The sequence below is a fragment of the Roseococcus pinisoli genome, assembly GCF_018413645.1.
In the GTDB taxonomy this organism is placed as follows: Bacteria; Pseudomonadota; Alphaproteobacteria; order Acetobacterales; family Acetobacteraceae; genus Roseococcus; species Roseococcus pinisoli.
In genome coordinates, this window is record NZ_JAHCDA010000001.1 from 1,175,064 (window position 1) to 1,194,491 (window position 19,428).

Consider the following 19,428-nt stretch of genomic DNA (forward strand, 5'->3'; position numbering starts at 1 on the left):
AACATGAATCTCATGCGGGAAAGGTGCCCTCGGCCGCTCGCCAGGGCAATCCCGCCTCATCGACCTGGAAGCCTCGGATATGGCCGAGGGGTGAAACTGTGGGTGGCCGCGAAACTTCCACAAGAAAATCCACAATATGGAATCGTGACTTGTCGTGGCCCGTCCCTTGGCGGTCATCTGCGCGAAAGCCGCCCGGCAGGATGGATTCCACCAACCGGAATTCCTTCAGGCACGGCGCGGCGGCGAGGGATCCAGTTTTCCGGCCCCTGCAGGAGAAGATGTCATGCGTTCCAATCCCCCTTCGGCGCCCGGCCGCCGCCAGCTGATCCTCGCCGCGGGCGGCCTCCTCGCCGCGCCGGCCGTGGTCTCCGGTGCCCGCGCGCAGGTGCCCGCCTATCCGACGCGGCCGCTGCGGCTGATCGTGCCCTTCCCGCCGGCCGGTGCCGCGGATGTGCTCGGCCGCGTGCTGGCGGAAATGGCCCGGCCGCTGCTCGGCCAGACGATCGTGGTGGAGAACCGGGCGGGCGGCGGTGGCTCCATCGGCACCGAGGCGACGACGCGTGCCCCGGCCGATGGCTACACCTTCCTGCTCGGCAACCAGTCGACCAACGCCATCAATCCCGAGATCAAGCGCCTCACCTACGATCCGGCGACGGCGCTGGTGCCGCTGGCCGCCGTCGGCAACGTCTCCAACGTGCTCTATGCGCGCGCCGGCCTGCCGGTGCGGAACCTCGCCGAGCTGGTCACGCTCGCCAAGGCGCGGCCCGGCGCGCTGACCTACGGGACGGCCGGCATGGGATCGAGCACGCATCTGGCGATGCTGCTGCTGGAGAGCCAGGCGGGCATCGAGCTGACGCACGTGCCCTATCAGGGGACCTCGCCCGCGACGGCCGCCGTGCTGGCCGGCCAGATCGACATGATGTTCGACACGGTGCCGACGGCCCTGCCGCATATCCACGGCGGCAGCGTCACGCCCATCGCCGTCACCTCGCGCGGCCGGCATGCGCGGCTGCCCGAGGTCCCGTCCTTCGCTGAGTCGGGCTACCCCGACTACGAGGCCGTCCTCTTCTACGCGCTCTTCGGCCCCGCCGGCCTTCCCGAGGCCATCGTCACGCGCCTCGGCGATGCGATGGAGGCGACGATCGCCCTGCCGGCCGTTCGCGCGAAGCTGGCGGAGATCGGCGCCGATCCGCTGCCGGTCCGCCGCCAGGACCTGGCTGCCCATATCGCCGCCGACCGCGCGCGCTGGGCCGGCGTCATCCGCCGCGCCGGGCTGACCCTGGAATAATCCGGCTCCCCTTCCTCTTCAGGAGATTCCCATGGAATTCGTCGACCTTAGCCGCGAGCTTTTTCACCGCACGCAGGCCCATCCCTCCCACCCGCCCGTCGTCATGACGGTGTGGAACGACCATTCCGAGCTGAAGAAGGCCGGCGGCACCACCTTCTCCAGCAAGGCGCTGTCGATCTCCTTCTCGGACCATGCGGGCACGCATGTGGACGCGCCGGTGCATTTCGACCCGCGCCCCGAGGCGGAATCCATCGAGCAGATGCCGCTCGAGAAGTTCTACACCTCGGCCTTCTGCATCGACCTCTCGCACGTGCCGCTGCGCACGGCCGCGACCCTGGAGGAGGTGCAGGCCGCGATCGCCAAGTCCGGCGAAACCATCCGCCCGGGCGACACGGTGCTGATCTATTTCGGCACGACCAAGCTGCTCGGCACGCCCGCCTATCAGCACGACTTCGCGGGCCTCTCGATCGAGGCGATCCGCTGGCTGGCGGCGCAGGGCATCGGCATGTTCGGCGTGGAGGCGATCAGCCCGTCCCCCGAGGGCGAGCTGAACTTCCAGGCGCACAAGGCCTGCGCCGAGCTCGGCATCACGCACATGGAATGCCTGACGAACCTGGACGCGCTGCTCGGGCGCGGCCGCTTCACCTTCATCGGCTTCCCGCTGAAGATCCGCGGCGGCACGGCGAGCCCGATCCGCGCGGTCGCGATGTTCGCCTGAGGGCAGCCCTCACGACGAGACTGGCCATCCAGCCGGTTTCATCGCCCAATGGGACGGTCAGGAGGCCGTCCCATGCATCTGCTGCAGCCCGAATTCGCCATTCCGCGCGAAGAGGCCCTCGAGCTCGCGGCACGACGCGGCTTCGGCCTGCTCACGGCCTTCGACGGCAGGCGCCCCATCGCCTCGCACCTGCCCTTCATCCTTCGTGACGGGATCGTCGAGCTGCATGTCACCCGGGCCAATCCGCTCGCCGCGCTGGCGGATGGGCGCGACTTCCTGCTCGCGGTCGCCGGGCCCGACACCTACATCTCCAACGACTGGTACGCCCGGCCCGACAACGTCTCGACCTGGCTCTACGAGGCGGTGCACCTCACCGGCCCCGCCCGGCGCCGGGAGGTCACGGGCAACCGTGGCCATGGCGACGCGCTGCTGGCCGTCGCCGAGGCGCGGGTCGCGCCCAAGCCGCCCTGGGGCCTCGCGACCATGGAGCCCGGCAAGCGCGAGGCCATGCTCGCCGCCATCGTGACCATCGAGATCGAGGTCGCGACCGTCGAGGGCCAGCGCAAGCACAACCAGCTCAAGCCCGATTCGGACCACCTCGCCATCGTCCGCATGCTGGAGAGCCGGGGCGAGCCCAATGGACGGGCCATCGCGGCCCGCATGCGCGCGGCCCGGCCGGGGCTGGACTACGGCGCCGAAGGATCGCGCGGGGCGACCTAAGGACAGGGGCCGCGCCGGGATTTTTCCGGAAGCGCATCGTCCCTCTTGTCGCAATTGAGAATTAGTTGCAAATGACAGGCAGGCGCTTGCGCCGCAAAACCAGTCGGGGGGCCAGACGAGGCCCATCCCCTCGCCCGAGCGACGGACGGCTGCCGGCGTCCGCAAGGGCGTTGCTCGTCGGCCCCCGACAGGAAAACCAGAGTTGCCGTCTCTTTGCATGAATTCGTTTGAGGGGCGGAAAGTTTTGGTGCCGAGCTTGTCGGAATGCGAATCATTTGCATTAAACCGACCGTCGGCGCGACGGCATGCCGTGCGTAGGGAAAGGGTCTAGCGTGCTTCCTGATGATCCGCGGGTGTTCCGCTTGCGCTGGCTTCCGGCGATCGCGCTCGCAGGCGGTGGCCGCGAATGGTAGCCGCTGTCCCGCAGATGACGGCCTCGACCCTCTGGGAGCGCGCCCGCGGCTGGCGCTGGCCCGGCGTGGCGATGCGCACCATCGCCGCGATCCTCGGCGGGTACGCCCTCGGCGCGCTGGCCTCCGTGGTCTGCGCCACGCTGCTGCCGCTCGAGCGCGCCGAGGCGGTGATGACGGGCATGCTGCTCAGCTTCGCCGTCTATGCGGGCGCCGTGGTCTGGGTCTTCGCCGCGCGCACCGCGCTGCGGGCCTGGGTCGGCCTGCTGATCCCCATGGCGGTCCTTGCCGCCGCTGCCTGGATGACCTGGCCATGAAGAACGGTTTCCGCCAGTCGATGGCGTGGCTGCACACCTGGTCCGGCCTGCTCGTCGGCTGGATCCTCTTCGCCGTCTTCCTCACGGGCACCGCCAGCTACTTCAAGGGCGAGATCTCGCAGTGGATGCGGCCGGAGCTGCATGCCTCCGCGGCCGGCCCCGAGGCCGCGGCCGAGCTCGCCGTGAATGCGCTGCGCCAGATCGCGCCGCGGTCCAACACCTGGTCTGTCGGCCTGCCGCAGGAGCGCGACCCGATCATCCGCGTCTTCTGGCGCTCGCCCGAGGCCCGGCGCTTCCAGAATGCGATCCTCGACCCCGTCTCGGGCGAGCGGGTGGACTCGCGCCAGACGCGCGGCGGCGATTTCTTCTACCGCTTCCACTTCGAGCTCCACATGCAGCCCATCTGGGGCCGCTGGGTCGTGGGCTTCTGCGCGATGATGATGCTGGTGGCGATCATCAGCGGCGTCATCACGCACCGGCGCATCTTCGCCGACTTCTTCACCTTCCGCCCCGGCAAGGCGCCACAGCGCTCCTGGCTGGATGCGCACAACGCCATGGCGGTGCTCGCGCTGCCCTATCACCTGATGATCACCTACACGGGTCTCATCACGCTGATGCTGATGTACATGCCCTGGGGGATCGACGCCGCCTATAACGGCAACCGCCAGGCCTTCTTCGCCGAGGCGGTGGGCTCGCCCCCGCCGCCGCGTGCCGCGGGCCGGCCCGGCGAGCTCGTCGCGATCGGCCCGCTGGTGGCCGAGGCGGCGCGGCAATGGGGCGAGCAGGGCGTTGCGCGCCTCACCGTGCACAACCCGACCGATGCGAATTCCGTGGTGCAGATCAGCCGCGGCGATGCGGGCCGCCTGTCGATGAACCCGCAGACGATCGTCTTCAACGGCACGACCGGCGAGCGCACCTCCGAGACGGGCGGCGACGGCGCGGCGGCGGCCACGCGCGGCGTCACCTACGGGCTGCATCTGGGCCGCTTCGCCGGGCCTGTGATGCGCGCGCTGTTCTTTCTTTCGGGCCTCGCCGGCACGGGTATGGTGGCGACGGGCCTCATCCTCTGGGCCGCGAAGCACCGCCAGAAGCGCGCGGCCACCGCCAAGCCGGGCTTCGGCCAGCGCCTCGTGGACACGTTGAATGTCGCCACGATCGCGGGGCTGCCCATTGCGATGGCCGGCTTCTTCTGGGCGAACCGCCTGCTGCCGCTCGACATCGCCGCCCGTCCGGACTGGGAGATACGGGTGTTCTTCGGCCTCTGGGTCGCGTCGCTGCTGCATGCGCTGATCCGGCCGCTGCGGCGCGCCTGGATCGAGCAGTTCGCCTTCGCGGCCTTCCTCGGCCTGGCGATCCCACTGCTCAACGCGCTGACGACGCAGCGCCACCTCGGCGTGTCGCTGCCCCAGGGCGACTGGGCGATGGCGGGGATGGATCTCGGCCTCGCCGGCATGGGCGCGCTGATGGGCGCCATCGCCTGGAAACTGGCCCGCCGGCCCGAGACGGTGCCGGTGAAGCGCAAGGCGCGCGACGCCGCGATGCCGGCCGCGGCGAAGAGCGCCTGATGATCCTGCTCTCCTTCGCGCTGGCCTACGCCGGCTTCCTGGCGCTCTGCCTCTCGCTCGACCGCCATCACCAGGAGGTGATCGGCGGCCGTCCGAAGCCGCCGCGGGTCCAGGCGCTGCGCATCGCCGGCTGGGCGCTGCTCGTGCTGTCGTTCGGCGCCGGCGTGACGGCCTGGGGCTGGATCATGGGCCCCGTCGGCTGGATCGGCCTCCTGACCGCCTCGGCGCTGCCGCTGGCCTTCCTGCTTCCCTATGCGCCGCGCGTGGCCCTCGCGCTCGGCCCTGCACTTCCCGGCGCCGCGATCTGCGTCCTCTTCGTGTCCGCCCTCATCTGAAAAGGAGACATCCGATGTTCAAGAATGGCCTGCCCATGCTGGTGATGACCGCGCTGGTCACGCTGGCCTCCAGCGCCCTGGCGCACCAGCTCTGGCTGGAGCGCGACGGCGACGGCGCCCGGCTGTATTTCGGCGAGCCGGTCGACAACCTGCGCGAGCGCAGCGGCGCCCTGCTGGACCGGATCACCGGCCCGCGCATCTTCGCCACCGATCCCGCCGCTGCCCTGCCGGTGACGCGCCGCGAGGATCACATCGCCGCGACCCTTCCCGCCGGCACGGGCGACATCCGCATGATCGAGGACACGCTTGCGCCCTTCGGCCGTGCGGGCTCTCCCGATCGCACGCGCGCCGTGATGCTGGCGCGCGAGGGCCGCACCGAGACGCGCGGCGTCCTGGACCTCGAGCTGGTTCCCGTGACCGCCAATGGCAACGAGTTCACACTGATGTTCCGCGGCCAGCCGCTGCCCCGCACCGAGGTGACCCTGGTCGCACCGCCGCTCTGGGAGCGCAAGCTGCGCACCGACGCCGAGGGCCGCGTGACCTTCGAGACGCCCTGGGCCGGCCGCTACGTGGCCGAGGCCGCGCATGTCGACAACCAGGCGGGCGGCACGGGCGAGGGCGCCTATACGCGCCAGCGCTTCGTCTCCACGCTGTCCTTCGCGGTCCGCGACGGCATCGCCTGGCCGGCGCGCTGAGGCGACGGGCGGGCCGTACACCCGGCCCGCCTCCTGAGTTTTCGGGACGGTTTCGCCCGGTCATGCCAAGCGGCGTGACCGGGCTTCGTCTTATTTCCGGCCGACGAGGCGCTTCAGCGTCGCCACCTGGCGGAAGAAGATCGAGGCGGGCTGCGCCGGGCTTCCCAGCATCCGCGCCTGGGGCGGCACATCGGCGATCACGCCGGCCTGCGCGCCGATCTGCGCGCCCTTGCCGATGGTGAGGTGCCCGGCCATGCCGACCTGCCCGCCGACCTGCACGAAATCCTCCACCGTGGTCGAGCCCGAGATGCCGACCTGGGCCACGATGACGCAGTAGCGCCCGAGCTGCACGTTGTGCGCGATCTGCACGAGGTTATCGATCCGCGTGCCCGCGCCGATCCTGGTATCGCGCGAGGAGCCGCGGTCGATGGTGGTGTTCGCGCCGATCTCGACGTCGTCTTCCACGAGAACCTGGCCCAGATGGGGGATGCTGAGGAAGCCCTGCGTCGTGCGGGCGAAGCTGAACCCCTCCTGCCCGATGCGGGCGCCGGGGCAGACATGCACGCGCGCGCCCAGGCGGGCATGGCTGATGCTGGCCTGCGCGCCCACCCGGCAATCCGGGCCCAGGACCACGCCGTCGCCGATCACGGCGCCCGGGTCGATGCAGCAGCGCGCGCCGATCTCGGCATGGGCGCCGATCGAGACGAAGGCGCCGATGGAGGCCGTCGGGTCGATGATGGCCGTCGGATGGACCGAGGCCAGTAGGTCGATGCCGCCTTCCCGCAGGGGTAGCGGATGGAACAGTGCCGCGACGCGCGCCCAGGCCCCATAGACCGAGGTGGTGAGGATGGGCACCGCGTGCTTGGGGACCTGGTCGGCGAGATCGGGGTGGATGAGCACCGCGCCCGCATCGGTCTGCGCCAGCGCCGGCAGGTACCGGCGGTTGTCGAGAAAGCTTACATCGCCGCGCCCGGCCACGTGCAGGGCGGCCACGCCGCTGAACTGCCGCTCGGTCGCCTGCGAGGAGCCCTCGGCGGCGGCGGTCACGGAGGCGAGGGAATGCGGACCCGATCGCGCGAAGAAGCGCGGGTCGCCGAGATTGGAAGTCACGTGAGGCGCCTTCGTGCCGTGCCACGGCAGTCTGACACGATTGGAGATCGGCGGCGAGCGGTGTCGGGGGCCGGCCGCCTTTCCTTGACAGCAACCCCAGGGGCTCCTGTCGCGTTCCGCCCCGGTGAGGAGATCAATGGCATGGCACAGCGGCCCAGTTGGGAAGGCCACCTGCGGCTCTCGCTCGTGTCCTGCCCGGTCTCGCTTTATCCGGCCACGAGCTACGCGCGGGACATCCATTTCCACCTGATCAATCCGGAGACGGGCAACCGGATCCGCCAGATCGTCGTCGACCCCGAGAGCGGCGAGGTGGAGCGCAAGTCGCTCGTCCGCGGCTTCGAGTACGAGAAGGACCAGTACGTCCTGCTCACCGACGAGGAGATCCGCTCCGTCCGGCTGGAAAGCACGCGCACCATCGATATCGAGCGCTTCGTCGCCGAGGCGGAGATCGACCGCATCTGGTGGGACACGCCCTACTACCTCGTGCCGGACGGCAAGGCGGGGCTGGATGCCTATACCGTCATTCGCTCGGCCATGGGCGATGCGGGCAAGGTGGCGCTGGCGCGGGTGGTCATGGGCACGCGGGAGCGCGTGGTGGCGATCGAGCCGCGCGGCCGCGGCATGCTGCTGACCACGCTGCGCAGCCGCGACGAGGTGCGTGACGGGGATGCCGTCTTCGACGAGATCCCTGAGGCGAAGACCGACCGTCGCATGGTGGAGATCGCCGACAAGATCATCGACCAGCTCGCCGGCGCCTTCGACCCCGACCAGTTCAACGACCGCTACGAGGATGCGCTCCGCGCGCTCATCGAGAGCAAGAAGGGCGGCGACGATGGCGGCGTGACGGCGCCGCCGCCGCGCGGCGACAATGTGATCGACCTGATGGAGGCGCTGCGGAAGAGCCTCGAGCAGGGCGGCAAGGCGCCCGAGCGCAAGCCGGCGGCCAGGGCCGCCAAGGCCGCGCCCAAGAAGGTCCCCGCGAAGAAGGCGCCCGTGCAGAAGCCCGCCGCCAAGGCGCCGGCGAAGAAGGCGGCGCCCGCGAAGCGCCGCCGCACGGGGTAGCGCCATGGCGGTCTCGGCGGACAAGCTCGGCACCTATCGCGCCAAGCGCGACTTCTCTCGTTCGCCCGAGCCGCAGGGCGGCGCCTCCAGGCGGTCCAAGGCGGTGCCGCGCCTGGCTTTCGTCGTGCAGAAGCATGACGCGACGCGTCTGCACTACGACTTCCGTCTCGAATGGGAGGGCGTGCTGAAATCCTGGGCGGTGACGCGCGGGCCGTCCCTCGATCCAGCCGACAAGCGCCTCGCCGTGCGGGTGGAGGATCATCCACTGGACTACGGAAGCTTCGAGGGCGTGATCCCCGCTCCCGGCTATGGCGCCGGCACGGTGATGCTCTGGGATCGCGGCTTCTGGGCGCCCCTCGATCCCGAGCATGTCGATCGCGACCTGGCGGCGGGCGAGCTGAAATTCGTGGTGTCCGGCGAGCGGCTGAAGGGCGGTTTCGTCCTCGTTCGGCTGAAGCCCAAGCCGGGCGAGAAAGCCGGCCGGGAGAACTGGCTGCTCATCAAGGAGAAGGACAGCATGGCGACGCCGGGCGAGGGCGACGCCGTGCTGAAGGCGGAGAAATCCGTGAAGACGGGCCGCAGCCTGGCGCAGATCGCGAAGAAGGCGCCCGGGGAGGACGAGGTGTGGCATTCCGCGCCCAAGGCGGATCCGGTGGCCGCCTCCGCCAAGCGGGCAGCTTCACCTAAGGCCGCGAAGGCGAAGCCGGAAGGCCTGCCGGATTTCCTGCCGCCCCAGCTCTGCCAGCTCGTTTCCACCCCGCCAGAGGGCAAGAACTGGATTCACGAGCTGAAGCTCGACGGCTATCGCCTCCAGCTGCGGGTCGAGAAGGGCAGGGTCGCGCTCCGCACGCGCACCGGCCTCGACTGGACGCAGCGCTTCCCGTCCATCGCGAAGGAGGCGGCCTCGCTGCCGGACGGGATCATCGATGGCGAGGCGGTCGCGCTCGACGCCGACAACCAGCCCAGCTTCGGCGCGCTGCAGGCGGTGCTGGCGGGCGAGCGCAAGGCGCCGCTGCTCTACTGGGCCTTCGACCTGCTGCATAACGGAAAGCGCGACCTGCGGTCCGAGACCCAGCTGGCGCGCAAGAAGGCGCTGAAGGCGCATCTCCCCGCCAAGGGCCAGGCGATCCGCTACCTCGACCACTTCACTCAGCCCGGCGAGGCGGTGCTCGCCAGCGCCTGCCGCCTGCACATGGAGGGCATCGTCTCCAAGCGCGCCGACGCGCCCTATACCGGCGGGCGGGGCATGGCCTGGACCAAGGCCAAGTGCCGCGGGCGCGACGAGTTCCTCATCGGCGGCTGGTCGCTGGAGAAGCGGGGGCAGGGCAGGGGCCTCGGCTCGCTGCTGATGGGCGCGATGCGCGACGGCAAGCTCGTCTATATGGGCCGCGTCGGAACCGGCTTTTCCGGCGCGATGGGCGCGCAGCTGATGGGCAAGCTCGAGCCGCTGCGGCGCAAGACCTCGCCCTTCGTGGGTGCCCAGCCCGCCCGTCTCAGCGACGCTCTCTGGGCCGAGCCGAAGCTGGTCGCCGAGATCGCCTATGGCGGGCTGACGGAGGAGGGCATCCTGCGCCATGCCAGCTTCCAGGGGCTTCGGGAGGACAAGCCGGCGCGGGAGGTGACGCCGCCGCCCGAGGCCGCGGCGCCGCCCGCTGCGAAGGCGCCGGCCGCCGCGCAGGCGTCGTCTGCCGCAAGGGCACCGGGCCAGCGCGCGGCTTCAGGCCCCTCGCTCACCCATCCCGACAAGGTCCTCTGGCCCGCCACCGAGACAACGCCGGCGGTGACCAAGGGCGAGCTTGGCGCCTATTACGCGCGCTTCGCGGAGCGCATCCTGGCTGAGGTCGCCGGCCGGCCCATCTCCGTGCTTCGCGCGCCGGACGGCATCGGCCATCAGCTCTTCTTCCAGCGCCACGCCATGCCGGGCCAGTCGCCGCTGATCCGCGCCGTGCCGATCGAGGGGCAGCCCAAGCCCTATATGCGCATCGACGACGCGGCGGGGCTGGCGGCGCTGGCGCAGGTCTCCGCCGTGGAGATCCATCCCTGGGGCGCCCGCGCCGATCGGCCCGAGACGCCCGATCGCCTGATCTTCGACCTCGATCCCGCGCCGGAGCTCGGCTTCGACGCGGTGGTGAAGGGCGCGCTGGAGCTGCGCGAGCGGCTGAAGGGCTATGGCCTTGCCGCCTTCCCGCGGGTGACGGGCGGCAAGGGGCTGCATCTGGTCGTGCCGCTGGCCGTGCCGGCGCGGGGAGAAGCGCCGGACTGGCCCCAGGCCAAGCAGTTCGCCCGGCTGGTCTGCGCGATGATGGAGCAGGATGCGCCGAAGCTCTACACCACCACCATGGCCAAGAAGGCGCGCACGGGCCGCATCTTCCTCGACTATCTGCGCAACGACCGGCTTTCGACCGCCATCGCCAATTGGTCGCCGCGCGGGCGCGAAGGGGCGCCGGTGGCACATCCGATCAAGTGGGCCGAGGTGAAGCCGGGGCTTGATCCGGCCGGGCTTCGCCTACCGGCCCTGCTGGAGGCGCCGCTGCCGAAGGATCCCTGGACGGGCTTCGATGCTGCGGCCGGGTCGCTGCGCGAGGCGATGGAGAAGGCGACGAGGTAGCGGTGATGAGGCGCGCTCCGGCGTCTGAGGAAACTTACGCCGGCAGCCACTTTTCTTGACGCGCCATCCCCGCGCTTCCTAAGCATCGCCGCTCACGAGGAGGCCCCCAGGGGCAGCCCGCGCTGCCCGCCCATGGCGCCTCCGTTCGAAGAGGTCACGGCCATGCGTCACGCGACCCTTGCGAGACTGACCCTCGCGGCCGGGCTGGGGCTCGCCAGCCTCACCCCTCCCTTCGCCCATGCCCAGACGGCCGATGCGCCGGCCCCGCACCGCATGCTCGGCACCGTGAACTTCCCGGTGACCTGCAGCCCTGCGGCACAGGCCGATTTCAACCACGGCATGCTGCTGCAGCATTCCTTCTGGTACCAGGTCGCCGGTGAGACCTTCCGGCAGGTCCGTCAGCAGGATCCGGGCTGCACCATGTCCTATTGGGGTGAGGCGCTGACCTTGCTCACCAACCCCTACAGCCCGCCCTCGGCCCAGAACCTGCGCCAGGGCCGGGCGCTGCTGGAGGAGGCGAAGCGCCTGGGCGCGCGCAGCCCGCGCGAGGCGGCCTATGTCGAGGCGCTGGCGCTGGTCTTCGCCGGCGACGATCCGCCCGGCCATCGCGCGCGGCTCGTGGCCTATCGCGACGCGATGGGCCGGCTGCACGAGCGCTTCCCGGACGACAAGGAAGGGATGATCCAATACGCGCTGCTGCTCGGCGTGGCCTCCTCGCCGGGTGACCGCACCTATGCCGATCCGCTGCGCGGCGCCGCCATGCTGGAGCGCGAGCTGGTGCTCCAGCCCGAGCATCCCGGCATCGTCCACTACCTGATCCATCTCTACGACTATCCGGCCCTGGCCAATCGCGGCATCCGCGCCGCCGAGCGCTACGGCACGCTCGCCGCCGACGCGCCGCATGCGCAGCACATGCCCTCCCACATCTACACGCGCGTGGGCCGCTGGGGGGATTCCGTCGAGAGCAACACCCGTGCTGCAGAGCTGGCGCTTCGCAATCGCGAGGCTGACGATGCGCTGCACGCCTATGACTACATGGTCTATGCCTATCTGCAGACCGGCCGTGACGACGCGGCGCGCGAGGCGATGCAGCGGGCCGTCTCGGCGCGTTTCGATGGCCCCACCCGCAACGCCTATGCCTTCGCCATGGCCGCGATCCCTGCGCGCTTCGCCCTGGAGCGAGGCGCCTGGGCCGATGCCGCCGCGCTCCAGCCGCGCCCCGAATCCAGCTTCGCTTATACCGAGGCGCTGACCCATTTCGCGCGCGCGATCGGTTTCTCCCGCCTGGGCCGGCCCACCGAAGCGACGACCGACATCGCCGCCCTCGGCCGCATCGCCCAATCCCTGGAAGGGCGTGACGCCTATTGGTCGGAGCAGGTGGCGATCCAGCGCGCCGCCGCCGCAGGCCTGCAGGAATTCATGGCGGGCCGGCGCGAGGAGGGGCTCATCGCCCTGCGCGCCGCGGCCGACCGCGAAGGCCGTACCGACAAGCACGTCATCACACCGGGACCGCTGGCCCCGGCGCGCGAGCTCTATGCCGAGGCGCTGCTGGAAGCAGGGCAGGCGCCGGCGGCTCTCATCGAATTCGAGGCCGTGCAGCGGACCGAGCCGCGTCGTTTCCACGCCATCGCCGGGGCCGCCCGCGCGGCCGAGGCGGCGGGGCAGCCCGATCAGGCGCGGCAGTACTACGCCGCGCTGCTCGACATAGCGGGGGATGGTGGAGGCCGGGCCGAGGTGGTGGCGGCCAGGGCCTATCTGGGGCGCTGAGGCGAGAGGGGCGCGCCTACCCCGCGCCCAGGAAACTCGCCGTCTGGAAGGTTACGAAGGCGGCGGCATAGGCCAGCGCGAGCATGTAGCCGAAGGTGAACCAGGCCCAGCCGCGGCTCCCCGTCTCGCGCCGGATCACGGCCAGCGTCGCCGCGCATTGCGGGGCGAAGATGTACCAGGCGAGGAAGGCCAGCGCCGTCGCCAACGACCATTTGCCCGAGAGCGCGCTGCCATGCAGGGAACGAGGGTAACGCCGATCTGCCAGTTGAAGCCGATGAGGCGCAGCACGGGCTCCACGGCGGTGCCGATGGAATAGGCGAAGCTGTATTCGATGGCCGGCTCTCGACCCGGCCGGGCTTCGACGATGCGGGCGGGTCGCTGCGCGAGGCGGTGGAGAAGGCGACGAGGTAAGCCACGCTACCTTATTGCGAATAACTATCAGTTGCGGGAAAAGGTTGAAACCGCTGCGTCCGGATTCGCCATCGCGCCATGTCGTCCCCTCGCTTCGCCCTGTTGGCGGCCTTCCAGCGCCATTCCGGCGAGGTGATGCGCATGCTGCGCCGCCGTGGCGCCGCGCTCGAGGTTGCGGAGGACCTGCTGCAGGAATCCTTCCTTCGCCTCATGAAGGTGCAGCCTGGCGAGGCCGTCCGGGACGCCCGGGCCTATCTTCATCGCACCGCCCGTAACCTCATGATCGATGGCGAGCGCCAGGAACGCCGCTCGCCGTTGATGCACCTAACCGAGGAGCAGCGTGCGGCAGTTCCGGGCCTGGCGCCGGCGGCCGACCACATTCTGATTGCCCGGGAGGAGCTCAAGCGGCTGCGCTGGATCATCGAACAGCTGCCACGCCGCCAGCGGGAGGTCTTTACCTTGCACCGCCTCGAAGGCCTTTCGCCGGACGAGATCGCGCGCCGGCTCGGCATCTCGCGCAACATGGTCGATCGCCACCTGCGGCTGGCGCTGGAGACTTGTGTCGAAAGGTTCTCGGAACCTTGACGGAGGGGGTGGGGCGGCTCGCTATGCGCATGGAGGCGCAATTGGGCGATCAGCGTGACGCAGCGATCAGGAGTGAGGCAGCCGCCTGGGTGCTGCGCCTCGATGCGCCCGAGGCGAGCGCCGCGGACGGTGTCGCCTGTGAAGAATGGCTCGCGCGCGACCCCCGTCACGCCCGGGCCTTCCGCGAGGCTCAGCTCGTATTTCACGGTGCGTGCCATGCCCTGCGCCTTTCCGCGCCAGTGCGTCGGCCGGCCTTGCGGCGGCGTTCCGCCTGGATGGCCTCGGCCGTCGTTGCCGCCGGTATCCTTCTCTTTTTTACCCTGGACGGTCCGGTTCGGTTGCAGGCCGATGTGGTCGCCGGCCTTGATGAGCAGCCGACCCTGACCTTGCCCGACGGCTCGACCGTCCAGCTGGATTCCGCGTCGGCCATTGCCGTCACCTTCGATGCGACGCGCCGTGACGTGCGCCTGCTGCGTGGAGAGGCCTATTTCCGTGTCGTCGCTGATGCCGGGCGCCCCTTCACCGTGCAGGCAGCGGGTGGATCGAGCACCGCGCTCGGCACCGAATTCGACGTCAGGCTGATGGCTGAAGGCGCCGAGGTCGGCGTCATGCAGCACGCCGTCCGTGTCGTTGCCCCCGTCTCCGGCGGACCAGCCCAGGAGGCCACGCTCCGCGAGGGGCAGCAGGTCGTCTATGGCAGCGATGGTCGTCTCGGCGCGATCCGAGGTGCGGATCCTGCCGCGATCGCGGCCTGGCGCGGCGGCACGCTGGTCGTGGAGAACGCCACCCTGGCCTCGGTGGTGGAGCGCCTGGGCCGGCGCACGCGCACCCGTATCGTTATCGCGACCGATACCCTGGCCCGGCGGCGCATCAGCGGCAGCTTCGATATCAGCGATCCTCTGGCGGCGTTGACAGTGCTGGAGCGCACCCTCGGCATCGGATCCACTCGCCTGGGCGGGCTGGTCATCGTCCTGCACAGCTGAAATTTTTCGACTTCGCCACGTCCCGGAATTCCGATCCGCGTCGTCCTGATGAAGGAGGGGTCATGAACTCGGCCCCGATGTCTCGGGTTTTGGGGGATCGATGTTGGTTTCGAAGGATCAGGCCGCCGCTTGGCGCAGTCGGATGGGACTCGCCCTGCGCGTCGCACTGTTGGGGACGACGCTGCTCGCCGGGGGAGGCGTCGTGCTTGCGCAGGCGCAGACGGTTGCGCCGGCGATTGCCATCGCGGTACCGCCGGGGCCTCTCGCTCAGGCGCTGAACCGCCTCGCCGGGCAGACCGGGCTGCAGATCGTCTATGACGCCGCGCTGGCCGAGGGCCGCACCTCCCCCGGCGCTTCAGGCAGCCTCACCCCATCCCAGGCGCTGGAGCGCGTTCTGATCGGCACCGGCCTCATGCATAGCCTTGCTGGTGGCAACGTGGTGCGGCTGCAGCCGATTCCGGGACCCGAGAGCGCCGTCAGCCTGCCGCAGATGGAGGTGACGGGGCAGGCCGCGCCCTCCACGGCGATGATCGGAAATCTTCCGCGCCCCTATGCGGGCGGCCAGGTCGCGACGGGGGGACAACTCGGCCTGCTCGGCAATCGCTCGATCATGGACACGCCCTTCAGCGCCACGAACTACACGGCCGAAACCATCCGCAACACGCAGGCGCGCAGCCTTGCTGACCTCATGATCAATGAGCCCTCGGTCCGTATGGTCTCGCCCGTCTCGAACGGCAGCGAGGTCTTCAACATGCGGGGCTTCTCCGTGGCCAATCAGGATGTGGCCTTCGGTGGGCTCTTCGGCATTCTGCCCTTCTGGCGCGGTTCCGTCGCCTCGGCCGAGCGTGTGGAAGTGCTGCGCGGGCCGAACGCTCTGCTGAACGGCATGTCGCCCAGCGGCGCGAGCGGTGGCGCCATCAATCTCGTTCCGAAGCGGGCCGACGACATCGCGCTCACGCGCGTTACCGCCAACTACATTTCCGGCTCAAATTTCGGAGGCGCCTTCGACGTCGGCCGGCGCTTCGGCACGGACAACCGCTTCGGTGCGCGGATCAACGGCGTCTATCGCGATGGCGACTACAGCCGAACCTCCCAGCAGCATGGCGAGGTGACCGGCGGCTTCGACTGGCGCGGCGATCGTGCCCGCCTCTCGCTCGACATCGGTTGGCAGCAGGAGCGTCAGCAGGGCACCGAGGGGCTGATGGGCCTTGCCGCGAATCTCCCGCGCCCACCCACGGCGCCGAATGCGACGCGCAGCATGTACCAGCCCTGGACATTCTGGAACAGCGATGCGGTCTATGGCGTGCTGCGCGGCGAATACGACATCGCGCAGGATGTCACGGCCTATGGCGCCTTCGGCGGGCGGCACTACACCTCGCAATACATCCTGCCTTTCGGTCAGAACCTTCAGGGCAACGGCGCCTTCACCGAGAACGCGATCTACAACAACGAATACTACGATGCGATCAGCTCAGAGGTCGGAATCCGCGGCCGCGTGCAGACCGGGCCGGTCGTGCATCGCCTGAGCCTGGCCGGCACCTATGTCGAGCAGACCTCCGGCGTGGTCGGGGCAAGCTTGTCGCCCCTCTCGTCCAACATCTATTCACCGAGGCTGACGTCCCGGCCGAACCTGCCGATCCTGCCGGGCATTCCGCGTACGGGCTATCTTGCGATGACCAGCATCGCCGTGGCGGACACGATGTCCTTCCTGGACGAGCGCGTGAACGTGACGGCGGGCCTGCGCCAGCAATACGTCCGCTCGCGCAGCTACAGTGCGGTCAGTGGCGTACGCACGGCCGCGTACAGCCAGGATGCGCTCACGCCGGTCGTGGGTCTTGTGGTGAAACCCTGGCGCAACGTCTCAGTCTACGCGAACTATATCGAGGGCCTGAGCCAGGGTGGAATGGCGCCGGCCGGCACGCGCAATGCGGGCGAGATCCTCGCCCCCTTCGTTGCCAATCAGTACGAGGTCGGCGTGAAGGTGGATTGGGGCAACGTCACCACCACCCTGGCGGCCTTCCAGATCACCCGGCCCAGCAGTTTCACCGATCCGGCCACTAACTTCTTCGTTTCCAACGGCGAGCAGCGGAACCGTGGCCTGGAGTTCAACGCCTTCGGCGAGGCCTGGCCCGGCGTGCGTCTGCTGGGCGGCGCCATGTACATGGAAGCCGAGTTGACCAGCACGGCGGGTGGCGCGCTGAACGGCCGCAGCGCGGTGAATGCGCCGCGCTGGAGCCTCAATCTTGGCGGCGAGTGGGACACGCCCTTCGTGCCCGGGCTGACCCTTTCCGGCCGCGTGATTCACACCGCGTCGGCCTATCTGAACCAGCAGAACACCCAGCGCATTCCCGACTGGACGCGGTTCGACATCGGCGCCCGCTACCGCTTCCAGACGACACGTGGCCCGATCACGCTGCATGCCAATATCGAGAACCTGTTCGACAAGAACTACTGGATGTCGAGCTCGCTCTATCGTGGCGCGCCCCGGACTTTCCTGTTCGCGGTCAGCGCGGATTTCTGATCGTGCCAGGCGGCCGAAGGGCACGACGATATCTGTCGCCCCTCGACGCCTTTGCCGTCACTGACGGGCGTGAAACTCTCGGGTGATCCACAATACGGTCGATCAAGTGCGGCTCCTTCCAGGGAGCCCGTCCTGCGTGCGGTGAGACCGCCTTATCGGGGCGCCATTATCCCGCGCCCAGGAAACTCGCCGTCTGGAACGTCACGAAGGCGGCGGCATAGGCCAGCACGAGCATGTAGCCGAAGGTGAACCAGGCCCAGCCGCGGCTCCCCGTCTCGCGCCGGATCACGGCCAGCGTCGCCGCGCATTGCGGGGCGAAGATGTACCAGGCGAGGAAGGCGAGCGCCGTCGCCAACGACCATTTGCCCGAGAGCGCGCTGCCGAGCTCGGCCGAATCATCGTCCGACGCCTCGATCGAATAGACCGTGCCGAGGGCCGCCACCGCCACCTCGCGCGCCGCCATGCCGGGAATGAGCGCGACGCCAATCTGCCAGTTGAAGCCGATGGGGCGCAGCACGGGCTCCACGGCGGTGCCGATGGAATAGGCGAAGCTGTATTCGATGGCCGGCTGCGTCGCGCCCTCGGGCGGACGCGGGACGGAGGAGAGGAACCAGATCACCATCATCATCGCCAGGATGATGGTGCCGGCGCGCCGCAGGAAGGCGCGCGCGCGCTGCCAGAGCCCGATCGCCACGTCGCGCACGCGGGGCCATTTGTAGTCCGGCAGCTCGAGCATGAAGGGATCGCTCGCCTCCCGGCGCCAGAGCAGCCGACGGAAGACGAAGGACATGCCCAGCGCGCTCAGGATGCCCACAGCATAGAGGCCGAACATCACGAGGCCCTGCAGGCCGATCCAGCCCCAGACCTTCTGGTCCGGGATGAAGGCCGCGATGATCAGCGTGTAGACGGGAATGCGCGCCGAGCAGGTCATCAGCGGCGCCACCAGGATCGTCGCCAGGCGATCGCGCCGGTTGTCGATCACGCGTGTCGCCATGATGCCGGGGATGGCGCAGGCGAAGCTGGAAAGCAGCGGGATGAAGGCGCGCCCATGCAGCCCGGCGCCGCCCATGATGCGGTCCATCAGGAAGGCGGCGCGCGCCATGTAGCCGAAATCCTCCAGCAGGAGGATAAAGAGGAAGAGGATCAGGATCTGCGGCAGGAAGACGAGCACGCCGCCCACGCCGGCGATCAGCCCGTCCTGCAGGAAGCTGCGCAGCAGGCCGAGCCAGCCTTCCTCCGGCAGGAGGGAGCCGACCAGGACGCCCAGCGCCTGGAAACTGCCGTCGATCAGGTCCATCACCGGTTCGGCCCAGGCGAAGACGGCCTGGAACATCAGGAAGAGCACCGCGAGCAGGACCACGATGCCGCCCACCGGGTGCAGCACCACCGAATCCAACCGGCGCGTCAGCGCGTCGCGGCGGTCCGGCACGCGGACGGCCACGGCGACGAGGCGGTCGGCCTCGCGCTGGAGGGCGCGCAGCTCCGCCGCATCGGGCGCGGTCCAGGGCGAGGAAGGGGTTTCGGGCCGGCGTGCCGACTGGCTGTCGAATTCCGCGAGGAGGGCGGCGGTGCCGCCGCGCCGCACGGCGACGGAGGTGACGACCGGCAGCCCGAGCTCTGCGGAAAGCCGCTCGAGGTCGATCTCGATGCCGCGGTGCCGGGCGATGTCGATCATGTTCAGCGAGAGCAGCAGCGGCACGCCGGTGCGCTTCAGCTCCAGCACCAGGCGAAGGCCGAGGCGCAGGTTGGTAGCATCCGCCACGCAGACCAGCAGGTCCGGGCGCGGTTCGCCCCGGCGCTGGCCCAGCACGATGTCGCGCGTGATGGCCTCGTCGGGGCTGCGGGCACGGAGCGAATAGGTGCCGGGCAGGTCGGTCAGGCGCACCTGGCGGCGGCCCGGCGTGGCCAGCGTGCCCACCTTCCGCTCGACGGTGACGCCGGGATAATTCGCCGCGCGCTGATGACTGCCGGTGAGCGCGTTGAACAGCGCGGTCTTGCCGCAATTGGGATTGCCCACCAGGGCGACCGAGAAGCCCTGCTGCGTGGCGGAAAGCTCGTTCATGTCAGGGGCTCGACGAGGATGGCGGCTGCCTCGCGCCGCCGGAGGGCGATGGTGGCCGATTGCAGGCGGATCGCGATCGGGTCGCCGCCGAAGAGGCCCTGGTGGAGGATCTCCACCAGCGCGCCCTCGACGAAGCCGAGCTCGATCAGCCGCCGCTCGAGCTCCTCGGGATCCAGGCCGCCTGAGGGAAGTGGACGGAGGCCGAGGATGCGGCCGCGAAAGCCGGGCCGGGCGGAACCGAGATGTGCGGTGATGAGGAGGGACATGCTGG

At 69.7% G+C, this 19,428-nt stretch carries 18 protein-coding genes; 13 read left to right on the top strand and 5 right to left on the bottom strand.

Annotated features, from left to right (window positions below; all coding sequences use genetic code 11):
• Positions 1-10 precede the first annotated feature (10 nt).
• On the bottom strand, positions 11-211 hold the full coding sequence (locus tag KHU32_RS05720) for a hypothetical protein (protein ID WP_213669045.1): 201 nt from the start codon (positions 209-211) through the stop codon (positions 11-13).
• A 72-nt stretch (positions 212-283) separates the two neighbouring features.
• On the opposite strand from KHU32_RS05720, the gene KHU32_RS05725 reads away from it, so the two are divergent.
• The 7 genes from KHU32_RS05725 to KHU32_RS05755 all read left to right on the top strand — a co-directional run bounded on the left by KHU32_RS05725 (position 284) and on the right by KHU32_RS05755 (position 6,048).
• The gene (locus KHU32_RS05725) at positions 284-1,288 is read left to right on the top strand and encodes a Bug family tripartite tricarboxylate transporter substrate binding protein (protein ID WP_213669046.1); all 1,005 of its coding nucleotides are present in this window, start codon (positions 284-286) and stop codon (positions 1,286-1,288) included.
• Between the two features lie 31 nt (positions 1,289-1,319).
• Complete coding sequence (locus KHU32_RS05730) at positions 1,320-2,006, top strand: cyclase family protein (protein ID WP_249680564.1); 687 nt, start codon at positions 1,320-1,322, stop codon at positions 2,004-2,006.
• Between the two features lie 72 nt (positions 2,007-2,078).
• The gene (locus KHU32_RS05735; RefSeq protein WP_213669047.1) at positions 2,079-2,726 is read left to right on the top strand and encodes an FMN-binding negative transcriptional regulator; all 648 of its coding nucleotides are present in this window, start codon (positions 2,079-2,081) and stop codon (positions 2,724-2,726) included.
• A 406-nt stretch (positions 2,727-3,132) separates the two neighbouring features.
• Positions 3,133-3,453: a DUF3649 domain-containing protein gene (locus KHU32_RS05740; RefSeq protein ID WP_249680566.1), complete on the top strand. Its 321-nt coding sequence runs from the start codon at positions 3,133-3,135 to the stop codon at positions 3,451-3,453.
• Positions 3,450-5,018, top strand: coding sequence for a PepSY-associated TM helix domain-containing protein (locus KHU32_RS05745; RefSeq protein ID WP_213669048.1), 1,569 nt, complete (start codon positions 3,450-3,452; stop codon positions 5,016-5,018). Before KHU32_RS05740 ends, KHU32_RS05745 begins: the two co-directional genes overlap by 4 nt.
• The gene (locus KHU32_RS05750; RefSeq protein WP_213669049.1) at positions 5,018-5,353 is read left to right on the top strand and encodes a DUF3325 domain-containing protein; all 336 of its coding nucleotides are present in this window, start codon (positions 5,018-5,020) and stop codon (positions 5,351-5,353) included. Before KHU32_RS05745 ends, KHU32_RS05750 begins: the two co-directional genes overlap by 1 nt.
• Before the next feature lie 14 nt (positions 5,354-5,367).
• On the top strand, positions 5,368-6,048 hold the full coding sequence (locus KHU32_RS05755; protein ID WP_213669050.1) for a DUF4198 domain-containing protein: 681 nt from the start codon (positions 5,368-5,370) through the stop codon (positions 6,046-6,048).
• 90 nt (positions 6,049-6,138) lie between these two features.
• On the opposite strand, the gene lpxD is transcribed toward KHU32_RS05755, so the two are convergent.
• Positions 6,139-7,158 carry a UDP-3-O-(3-hydroxymyristoyl)glucosamine N-acyltransferase gene (gene lpxD, locus KHU32_RS05760; RefSeq protein ID WP_314072791.1) on the bottom strand — a complete coding sequence of 340 codons (1,020 nt, stop codon included), beginning with the start codon at positions 7,156-7,158 and terminating at the stop codon, positions 6,139-6,141.
• A gap of 141 nt (positions 7,159-7,299) precedes the next feature.
• On the opposite strand from lpxD, the gene ku reads away from it, so the two are divergent.
• The 3 genes from ku to KHU32_RS05775 all read left to right on the top strand — a co-directional run bounded on the left by ku (position 7,300) and on the right by KHU32_RS05775 (position 12,595).
• Positions 7,300-8,220, top strand: a complete 921-nt coding sequence (gene ku / locus KHU32_RS05765; protein WP_213669052.1) for a non-homologous end joining protein Ku — start codon at positions 7,300-7,302, stop codon at positions 8,218-8,220.
• 4 nt (positions 8,221-8,224) lie between these two features.
• On the top strand, positions 8,225-10,828 hold the full coding sequence (gene ligD / locus KHU32_RS05770; RefSeq protein ID WP_213669053.1) for a DNA ligase D: 2,604 nt from the start codon (positions 8,225-8,227) through the stop codon (positions 10,826-10,828).
• Between the two features lie 162 nt (positions 10,829-10,990).
• On the top strand, positions 10,991-12,595 hold the full coding sequence (locus KHU32_RS05775) for a hypothetical protein (protein WP_213669054.1): 1,605 nt from the start codon (positions 10,991-10,993) through the stop codon (positions 12,593-12,595).
• Between the two features lie 16 nt (positions 12,596-12,611).
• Here KHU32_RS05775 and KHU32_RS05780 read toward each other — a convergent pair whose 3' ends face one another.
• The gene (locus KHU32_RS05780) at positions 12,612-12,800 is read right to left on the bottom strand and encodes a hypothetical protein (protein ID WP_213669055.1); all 189 of its coding nucleotides are present in this window, start codon (positions 12,798-12,800) and stop codon (positions 12,612-12,614) included.
• Between the two features lie 284 nt (positions 12,801-13,084).
• Between KHU32_RS05780 and KHU32_RS05785 the strand changes: the two genes are divergently transcribed.
• From KHU32_RS05785 to KHU32_RS05795, 3 genes are all read left to right on the top strand, one after another.
• Positions 13,085-13,591: an RNA polymerase sigma factor gene (locus KHU32_RS05785; RefSeq protein WP_283771010.1), complete on the top strand. Its 507-nt coding sequence runs from the start codon at positions 13,085-13,087 to the stop codon at positions 13,589-13,591.
• A gap of 23 nt (positions 13,592-13,614) precedes the next feature.
• On the top strand, positions 13,615-14,574 hold the full coding sequence (locus KHU32_RS05790) for a FecR family protein (RefSeq protein WP_213669057.1): 960 nt from the start codon (positions 13,615-13,617) through the stop codon (positions 14,572-14,574).
• A 142-nt stretch (positions 14,575-14,716) separates the two neighbouring features.
• Positions 14,717-17,095 carry a TonB-dependent receptor gene (locus KHU32_RS05795; RefSeq protein WP_213669058.1) on the top strand — a complete coding sequence of 793 codons (2,379 nt, stop codon included), beginning with the start codon at positions 14,717-14,719 and terminating at the stop codon, positions 17,093-17,095.
• 166 nt (positions 17,096-17,261) lie between these two features.
• Here the strand turns inward: KHU32_RS05795 and feoB are convergent, their stop codons facing one another.
• Together feoB and KHU32_RS05805 are read right to left on the bottom strand one after the other, a co-directional pair.
• Positions 17,262-19,157 (bottom strand): ferrous iron transport protein B, encoded by a 1,896-nt coding sequence (gene feoB / locus KHU32_RS05800; RefSeq protein WP_213669059.1) that lies wholly within the window; start codon positions 19,155-19,157, stop codon positions 17,262-17,264.
• Positions 19,154-19,423, bottom strand: a complete 270-nt coding sequence (locus KHU32_RS05805; RefSeq protein ID WP_213669060.1) for a FeoA family protein — start codon at positions 19,421-19,423, stop codon at positions 19,154-19,156. The genes feoB and KHU32_RS05805 overlap by 4 nt, the downstream gene beginning before the upstream one ends.
• Between the last annotated feature and the right edge of the window lie 5 nt (positions 19,424-19,428).